The sequence below is a fragment of the Bacillus sp. JJ1474 genome (assembly GCF_036965225.1).
Taxonomy (GTDB): domain Bacteria; phylum Bacillota; class Bacilli; order Bacillales; family Cytobacillaceae; genus Cytobacillus.
This window is the reverse complement of record NZ_JBALPC010000242.1, coordinates 1-9,465: the sequence shown is the minus strand read 5'-3', so window position 1 is coordinate 9,465 and position 9,465 is coordinate 1. Positions and strand designations below refer to the sequence as shown.

The 9,465-nt window shown below is 36.9% G+C and carries 6 protein-coding genes; 1 reads left to right on the top strand and 5 read right to left on the bottom strand.

Annotated features, from left to right (window positions below; all coding sequences use genetic code 11):
* Positions 1 to 65 precede the first annotated feature (65 nt).
* Positions 66 to 1,802: a DNA cytosine methyltransferase gene (locus tag V7164_RS23380; RefSeq protein ID WP_335355386.1), complete on the bottom strand. Its 1,737-nt coding sequence runs from the start codon at positions 1,800 to 1,802 to the stop codon at positions 66 to 68.
* Between the two features lie 197 nt (positions 1,803 to 1,999).
* On the opposite strand from V7164_RS23380, the gene V7164_RS23375 reads away from it, so the two are divergent.
* Positions 2,000 to 2,416, top strand: a complete 417-nt coding sequence (locus V7164_RS23375) for a very short patch repair endonuclease (protein WP_335355385.1) — start codon at positions 2,000 to 2,002, stop codon at positions 2,414 to 2,416.
* 46 nt (positions 2,417 to 2,462) lie between these two features.
* Here the strand turns inward: V7164_RS23375 and V7164_RS23370 are convergent, their stop codons facing one another.
* The 4 genes from V7164_RS23370 to V7164_RS23355 are packed head-to-tail and all read right to left on the bottom strand — an operon-like array spanning position 2,463 to position 9,436.
* Positions 2,463 to 4,274: an AIPR family protein gene (locus V7164_RS23370; protein WP_335355384.1), complete on the bottom strand. Its 1,812-nt coding sequence runs from the start codon at positions 4,272 to 4,274 to the stop codon at positions 2,463 to 2,465.
* 3 nt (positions 4,275 to 4,277) lie between these two features.
* Complete coding sequence (locus V7164_RS23365) at positions 4,278 to 5,300, bottom strand: PD-(D/E)XK motif protein (protein ID WP_335355383.1); 1,023 nt, start codon at positions 5,298 to 5,300, stop codon at positions 4,278 to 4,280.
* Between the two features lie 25 nt (positions 5,301 to 5,325).
* Positions 5,326 to 7,971, bottom strand: a complete 2,646-nt coding sequence (locus V7164_RS23360) for a Z1 domain-containing protein (RefSeq protein ID WP_335355382.1) — start codon at positions 7,969 to 7,971, stop codon at positions 5,326 to 5,328.
* Positions 7,958 to 9,436, bottom strand: coding sequence for an ATP-binding protein (locus tag V7164_RS23355; protein ID WP_335355387.1), 1,479 nt, complete (start codon positions 9,434 to 9,436; stop codon positions 7,958 to 7,960). Before V7164_RS23355 ends, V7164_RS23360 begins: the two co-directional genes overlap by 14 nt.
* Positions 9,437 to 9,465 lie beyond the last annotated feature (29 nt).

Here is a 9,465-nt window from a genome sequence, read left to right as displayed (position 1 = left end):
ATTTAATTATTGAAAAATAAAGAAGCTACATCCATCGGATGTAGCTTCTTTTATAGATTATTAGGTCAATGGACCTCTTGTTTTCCTGTATTCACCATTTGCTTCGGAAGTATTATATCTTTAGTATTAACCTCTAACTTTATTCCTAACGACTCCAATAACCCTTCTGCTATACACCTTGCCAAGATTGGAGGAACAGCATTTCCAATTTGCTGATACTGAGAATCCTTCGATCCAAAAAATTTATAGGAATCTTGGAATGATTGTAATCTTGCAGCCTCTCTAATGCTGATAGCTCTGTCTTTTACCGGATGTATCCACATTGATTTTCTAACATTTACAACTGTATCTGCCGGCTGACTGTATGATAGTCTTCTATAAATAGTATTTTGAGTCCTGCTATGATCAGTATAGGTAGTTTTTAATGATTCCTCTAAATCGTGGAAGTTTTGTCCTTCTTTTAGAGCTTGAAATCTTTTAACAGCAACATCCCTGGATTCTGTCCGTACATGGTTATAAATTTTTTGATTGCAATTATTGTTAAGGTATTCATTTAATGGACTGCCAAGAATGGGCGTATTGGGTCCCCTGTCCATTTCATCTTCTTTAACATCAGTATTTGGGGCTAACTTCTCTAAATCCCCAATCGCATCATATATTTTATAAAAATCCTCTTTATTTGAAAATAAAGGTTTTGGAGTTATTACCTTTTCAGCTTTTAAAGAGTCTTTTCGGACTCCCATCAAAATCAGTCTTCTTCTTTCCTGTGGAACTCCATATCGCGCTGCATTGAAAATGTATTGATCTTCATTAAAATTATAACCCAGGTCCGAGAATTTTCGTTTAATATAATTAAAAACATTAAAAGATTTTATAGTAATTTGAAAATCATGCTCATTAACTTTAATATCATACAGTATTACATGGTTCTGAATTATTTCAGATATTTTATTAATGACCTTTTGAGTTTCAACAATCTCTTCTAATCTGCTCTTTAAATCGTAAAGATTTAAATCATTTTTTTCAATTAAGTTTTTAAGCATCTCACCCAGATCTGCCCAATCTAAATGGTAAAGGTTGTCCCAATACTCTTGATGTGATTCCTGCCAATGATTATTGATAATTCTTGTAAAATATTTTTGATTTGTTTCCTTATTAATGAATTCCACTAAGGCTCTATTCGATTGGTTTCTAGCGTGTTTTAACAAAGAGTTTAGCTTAGATAAAAGCTCTTTGTTCACCATATAAGGTTTTAAATCTATCTTTTTTTGATGAGCATTGAAAAGAAAATCTTTTAATCTCCCTGAATATGAATTTCTGTATCCAATCTTAATATGTTCTTCTGATGGCTCAATATTTAATCTTTTTAATTCTGCTTCATCTTTATCATTTAGATAGAACTTATGTTTTTCAGATTCTAATGTTCTAACATTTTCCATAACAAATGCTTTTGGCTTTAATTCCTCTATTGCACGAATAAATTCTCTTACTAACTGATTGTTTGAAGAAATTAGTGTATTTTGCTGCCTATTTGCATTGGAAAATCCTTGGCATGGAGGGCCTCCGATTATTACATCAATATCTTTGTATTCTGGCTTCTGTTCTCCTTCGTTATTTACATACTCCAGTTGAGTGATATCTTTATGTAAAATAACATCATTTTCATGGTTTCTTTTGTATGTTTCCCTTGCATAATCATTGATTTCTACAGCAACCTTAACTTTAAACTTTCCAGTCTGTTCAAATCCATTGCTGAGACCGCCTGCTCCTGCAAAAAGATCCATTACTTTTAGTTTATCCATTTAAAAACCTCACTTCTACATGAAGTAGTAAATTCTAATTACATTGTAACAGAACGAATGTTCTGTTCAAGTCTTTTTTAAGTAACTTTTCAATTATACCATAATAAAACTACTAATATTAAAAGGGATTTGATCATGTTTAAGCCAGTACCTTTAAGGGAATATTTTTAATAGTTATAAAAGACGGAAGTGATTCAATGCCTGAAAAAATAACCAAAGAACAACGCTCCAAAAACATGCAAGCTATTAAATCACAGTCGCAGCTAGAGAACACTGTTACGAAAGCACTTTGGAAGAAAGGGTTTCGATTCAGAAAAAATACAAGAATGTTTGGAAAACCTGATATCTCCATTAAAAAATACAAAGTTGTCATATTTATTGATTCCTGTTTCTGGCACTGCTGCCCCGTTCATGGAAATATGCCGAAATCAAACCAAGATTATTGGATGAATAAACTCTTTCGAAATAAAAGCAGGGATAAAGAGGTAACAAGCTTTTACATTGAGAATGGCTGGAGAGTACTCCGCATTTGGGAACACGAGTTTAAACAGGACTTTGAAAAAACCATAGAAATGATTGCTGACTTTATTAAAAGTGCACAAAATTCAAAATGAAAACACCCAACTCTTTGCTGAAATAAGATAAGGGTGTTTTCATGTTTTAAATTAAATTACTTAATTCTTTCGAACATGAATCTTTATATTGTATCCAGCACGCCTCTTGTTTTGCCCATTGAGTAACATTTCGTTCACCAGCTGAGTCTTTTAAATAGAATAAGGTCTTATCAGTAATGATTCTAATAACTTCATCCCATTTATCAGATAAAGATTGTTCTTCCCAAACTGCAACTAAATCGATTTGCCCGCTGTACAAATGATGCAGCATAGCGACTGTATAATAAATAACATTCGCTTTATAGCCTCTCAGCTTCATTTCATTAACAATCTCTTCTACGCGCTGATTAATGATTGCTCTTGCGATTAATTTTTGATAGACAGAAAGAGTTATTTTGTCCTGCGTACTGCCGCTCCAAAAACTTTTGTTCAAATCCATGAATTTTTTAAAAGCTTCCTCTCCGCCTTTACTTGAAACATGAGGATAACCTTCCCATGACATGAAATATTTCGCAAGGTCTACTTTTGTCAGTACTTTATTTTTAGGATACTGCTTTTTGAAATCGCTTTGTTCCTTTCCGCGATTTCTTCGGCTAATATCTACCATATACTGGCCTCTTGCACGTTCAAAATACCATTTATTCTCTGGTCTTCTGCCATCAAGTGCAGGAATCCAAATATTTCGTGAGAACTTTTCTAAATCAGACATAAACCGGGTATTGGCGAGAAGGTCTGATTTGTTTATTTTGTTTTGTGTATTTGCATATTGTGAAATTCTTGAGATCATATCATCTTCTAACAAATGCTGATCTTTTGTAACAAATTCATTAACCTGAAGAATAGTAAGCTTTGCCTGGACATAAACATCTTGCAGGCTAATTCCTTCTTTATAAGCCTTATGAATAGAAGCTGTAGTTTGTCCTCCATTAACAATCTGCCAGCCGCTTAGACCCTTTACTCTATACTGGTTTACACCTTCATTTACCTTTTCAAAATCACCAGTTCGGGCTACAGTTGAAATACCGTTGTTATAGGCTACAAACATTTTACGCTGAAAAGGATCATTTAGTGTATCTCTTATACCTTTATTTGTCCCTCCTCTCGCTTGGAGGAACGAGCGGACGTTTCTTTCAACTAATTTCTGTCCCCATTCATCATATGCTTTTGCTAGTAGTTCTGCTGAAATGTATCCGACATAACAGTCAAATTCCTTAATCCCATTCGCAGGATCTGGAACAAACATCATTTCAAAGGTTTCACCATAATCCTTTTCAAAATCAATATAGTCTGTTTCAATAGCCTGTTCGGAAGTAATGAGCTGCTGAATACGATCAATATCCCAAACTTGTACATTGACTGTTTCAATACCAGGGATTGACATCTCTACAGGCTTATTAGAAGAATAGTACATGTTTGTTACAACAAAGATGTTAATTTCGTTAAGATTATCCATCTCATTCGAAATAATCTTAGCAAGGTCAAAAGCTTCTAATGAATGATCAATAGTTTGCATAAGTGACTTTGCGTTTGTTACAAATCGTTTTGCCTTATTGGCAGTCTCTGTTACTGCAGTCATGTTAACTGTAAGTAGATCATCTTCATTTTGTTCAAAATTATAATCCGTTACGTACAGGTCTAATATATTATTCTCATCGTCAAAGGAATAAGCATTGACTGCAATATTCTTTGCTGTATCTAAATAAGGCGGGATCAAAATTTCAGGATCATCAGGCCTTTCCATAAACGACAGCATTTTTTCAAGAAATGGAACCTGATAACTCCCTGTTTTAGCCGCCCTTTCTTCTAGCTCCTCCATAAAATCGATGAGAAATTCTTTTCTTTGTCTAGTTTCTACCATTTTTTATCCTTCCACTCTAAACATTTGGTATATGGCTTCTTGATCTTTCTCAAACTCCGAACAATGAGTAAGATCGATATTATATGTTACGTGAGAAATACCCTTAGGGAGATCTTCCTTTAGCAGTCTGGGAAAATCCTCCCCTGCTTCATAGACTTCTGTCTTTTCTACAAAGTACAGAGTATCAGCGTATTCTTCTTCTCTAAAACCAAGGTCCGTCATTAGATCATAATATAAGAGTGCAATTCTTTCGGACCTTTCTGCTATTTTGTTCCGAACTTGGTTTGCGAGTTCCTGAAGAGACAATCCGTGTGTTCTGCTCTGCTCAAGAAAACATACATAAAGAAATATAGATGACACAGCTTCACTTAATTTAAGCTGATTTTCATTAGATATTTTAATAGTTTTAGATAATTTATCAATGACAGTTTTAATCTCAAGACCGCATCGGCTTCCTTTAAAATCAATTCTACCTCTTGTAGGGCCTTCCCACTGCTCAATAATAAGCGGGGGCTGTCCAGGGTTTTTATCAAGCCATTCATTTATAAACCATAATTCTCCAAATAACCCTCTTTGCTGTTCTTCTGAAAGCCTTTTGAACCCGCCTCGCTGGAAAAAGGTTCTCCATTTATCGAGCACCCTATAAACTGTGGAGAAAAGAGACTCTTCATTTTCAGCCAGTAAATGATCAGTAAGGTTCTGAAGGACAACGTCCAAAATTTCTGAGCTTTGTTCATCTTCTTGCCTGATAACGAGAAAATAATGCTGTTTTAAAAGAAAAACCTTCTCAAAGTACTCAATTTTCACAGACATCCCGCGCCATTTCGGCAAGGCTTTTTCCTGATCATCCGCCCATGGTTCGGTTCCCAAGTCAATGTAAAGCTGGCGATGATGATTGGCTGGATCAATTCCAGCAAACATGACAGGATTCTCGTAAGTAAGGACATTAAGCTTATAGACTTCACTGTCATCTTGGCTTTTAAGTTCCTTGATCATTTGTTCAAACTCTATTTTTAGGTTAATCACAGCTACTCTCCTTAAATAAAGTTATTTATACAGTTTTGTTAGTCTGGTAGACACTTGTATCATCAATCTCAGTGCCAGGGAAAGAAAATGCAATTCCAATTGGCACTAATTTTGAAGAGAATTCCACATCCAGACTTTCGAAGATCGGCACTTGCGGATGTAAAGGGTATATTAGGATTAATCCATTTTCTTTGTCACGGATTCTTCGTTTCTCTGTCCGGTCTTTTATTCCCTTTATCTCTTCAGGGTCAAGGTCAATGTATTCATGATTTGGAGATACAATTGCCCCAATGTCTCTTATCTGATCCTTGCTTACCGGCGGGGTCACTTTCTTCCCGAGGGCAGCAGCTGATTTTAATTTTAGTTTTCCTATTTCAACAGGGTACTCTGCCAGACCTGAGCTGACAGAAGGATCTCCTTCAACCACTGCAACAGTCCACTTTACTAGCTCTCCACTTCTATTAGCACGGTCAATATAATCAGAAATCAATACGGAATTCACAATGGTACTGTCAGCGGTCTGATACTCTGACAAGTACTCTTTAATCAGTTCTGCATTAACGTCAGATGCTGTAAAGTAGTTCGTTTTTCTGTAAGTGTTTTTTTCTAATTGAAGCTTGTTAACTAACTTAACAGTGGCGTCCATATTTCCTTTAAGCACCTGTTCACTCGGGTCAAATAGCCGTGTTTGCTGCAATGTACCTGCATAAATCACATTTGAAGATACGGCATTTCTCATCTTTAATGGGCTTGTCAGCATCATTGTTGGATGACTCAGCATTTTGACTGCATATTCAGAGGGGGTTTTTCCCATTGCAGCAAGACGGTCAAACTCCTGGCGAAGCTGGATCATCGCGATAGCCAGATGCTCAAAATTTGAAGCAATCTCTTCTGACGTGTAAATACGGCAGAGATCCATATAGCCTTTTCTATAGCCAAACCAGCGGCCCATCTGCATGAGTGTGTCATACATAAGCGTATTCCGGAAATAATAAGTGATGCTTAATCCTTCAAGCGTAAGTCCCCTTGATAATTTGTCACCGCCGACAGCTATTACATTTAATCCATCTTCTTTATATTGATGATAGTCCAAAGCATCCCGGCTGTTACCGTTTATTTCAAATACCTGAATACTCTCACTGCACTTTCTTAGTTCTTCATATACATCTTCCCAGCTGAAATCAGGATGATTCTCATTTGGCCATTCTCTGCTAGTCAGACGAATGTCATTTTCATACAGCTCTTGAAGTTCAGCAATCACACTGCTTTCAGGATTATACTGCAGCTGTTTTGAGATAGCATCAAAAGTCCGCCAGACTTCATCTTTCACACTTGATTGAACATCCTTGAAGCGTGATGTATGAATAAGCATGGAATTATGTTTTTTTCTCTGCCCTCTCAAATTACGAATGGCAATAGCGAGTAAAAATGCCAAGATTGCCTCTCGCATTTGCGGCGGCACTTCTTCGAATTTATCAGCATCTGTTTTCTTTTTTATAGTAGTAAATACATCAAGATCTTCCTGTCTCAGTGGACGAATTAGACTTGGCCTTGTGTCATCTGCATCTTCTTCTACATTAAAGTACTCTTCAGGCCCGCAATATTCCTTCGGTTTAGGAAGACCAACAAGGAAATCTTTCGGGTAGAGGTCATCTCCCTCTTCCTCGGTTCTCCCCTCTTTACTGATAAGAAGATTTGCAAAAGGTGTTGCTGTATAGCCAACAAAAGCCTTTCGGTTAAATACCTCAAGTATTTGCCTGATTAGCCGGTTAATCGTTTTTGGATCTTCGTTTTTGTCCGGATTAGAAGTATCAACAGATGCCTGGTCAGCCTCATCGTCTATTATAAGGATAGGAATATCCAGATTATATAAATCACGGTGATTGATTAGCTGATCTCTAAGCGATTCCAATACTGTTTTGTTTTTCTTCACAACCATTAAAGTAGGAGCATTGAGATTGCTTGTGCCTCTTTGGCTGGACTTAATATCATTAATATCTGTTGTCCAGGAGGAGATAATATGATCTGCTGTATTAGAATATATTTGGGCAACTCCAATCGGATTGCCATTCTTATCTGTCCGGTTGCCAATCACTTCTTCATTCAGCCTAATCTGTGTCTGGGCTCTTAAGTCATTATGAATACCAGATAATACAATGACCAATTTATAGCCTAAGTCATAGGCTTTATTGATAAGTCCTGTGAAGTTGGCTGTTTTCCCTGACTGAACATACCCTAATGCAAGACCTCGATTATCAAATGGCTCCATAGATTTAGGGTTTCCAATTGAAGCCATAATTTGATTTGTTGTCTCGTCAATTGCTTGAACAGCCTCCAATGGCCATTTTTTTACCTCAGTGAGATATCTGCGGTACCTAGTCCAGTAAAATCCGCTCGCTGCCATTTGAGGCTTAAACCAGCCTTTTTCTCTACCATTCCGCATGACATAATCCTTTGGAACCTCTAAACCAATTTTGTATTTCTTAAACATTTCAAGTGACCACTTTTGAAACATTACATCATCAATTGGGCCAAACCCAGATGCTAGCATCCTAGCTGATTCTAATGCTTTCTCTGCAGCTTCTTCCTGCGTTGAAGATACTGTTTTAAGCAGATAATAATTATTTGTAAAGGTCTGTTCAAATAGACTCTTATTATCAATTACTGACAAACAAATTCGCCTCCGTTATTATAGCTTTCAATGTTGCCCGATTTAACCCGTCAAATGCCGGCTGTGATATCAAAATATTCAGAAGCTGTTCTTCATTGTCTGCTACATTAAGCATCAACATGGAAGCAGCAAACTGGATAACCAGCTCTCTCTGACTATCCTGCACCTCCTGAACCTGTTCTTCGGGAACCTTTGGAGAATCTATGATATTACTTGGCGAGCCAAGCTGCACAAATTTAAGATACAAGTTTAATAGCTTTGCATTTTCGTCATCCAAGTTCTTAAGGAGCTCTGATAAAATTGGATGATTCCTATTTAGAATAAGTTGCGGGCCATCTTCGCTTCCTGACTGTTCCCAAGTATTCAGACTTCCTTTAAATGTCTGGTTAGTGGAACCTGTCTGAGTCCGGAAATAGAATATATCCCTTGACACTTTCCTTGCAATAGCAGAAATGGTCTCTAGCCTTTTTTTCGCATCCTCAGGTAAGTTTATGCCTGATTTCTTTATGTCTACCTGCCAATCAGAATCAGCAGTATTAGGCAGGTCGATACGAACCCTTGCAAGCTGGGAAGCTGCATCTTTTGGGAACATCCCCATCCAATCTCCAAAGTAAAGCAGCCGATTCTCACGGTATATATACAGACCTTGATGATCACGCCAGCCCTTATATCCGCCTGCCTTTTTGTACTCCGGCTCATTTAAGTTAGAAGCGTGAGGCAGGATAAAATACTGGACTCTAATTCTATTATCATTAATTCGAAGCATCTGTGTTTCGCCTTCAATTGTATTCTGATGATATCGCATAAACGGATCCCATGGCTCAATCACTTTTCCGTTAATAAACATTTTCACTTCGTTTTTTTCAAGAATAGAGTGGAAGACAAATTCCAAGTGTCTATTTATTCGGGACACTTTATTATAATAGCTGGTTTCCTTTAATTTTCGCTTGCCTCCATATCCCATGAAACGGTCAAGCTTATCAATGCAGACAATTGTGCCGCTTTCTTCTAGTATTTCTCCCATTTTTAATTTAACTTCTTCAGGAATATTTGTGAAAAGCTGCCATTCATTACATTCAGATACGTGGTCTAAATCCCAGCATCTCTCAAAATATTGGCCTTCTCTTTTTGTAAGCACACTTAATCGCTTTCCCATAGAGAATGATGCTGTCTTAAGACCCATTCCAAATCGTCCGAGTTCATTGGTGCTTCTTTTTGCACGAGGATCCTTAGAACCAATATTCATAGCAGTCTGAAGCATCTCTTCATTCATTCCAAATCCGTTATCAATTATTCTGATCATTCCATCTGAATCGCCATAATCAAAATTAATATTAACTATTGATGCTTTTGCATCCAGGCAGTTATCTATCAAATCAGCAATAGCAGTGCTGGCATTATAGCCAATAGATCGAAGTGCCTGAATTACTGGTGCTGCTGACGGCTGCGTTAATACAGTATTCATAGAAAGACTCCGTTCAATTAAAATATTTC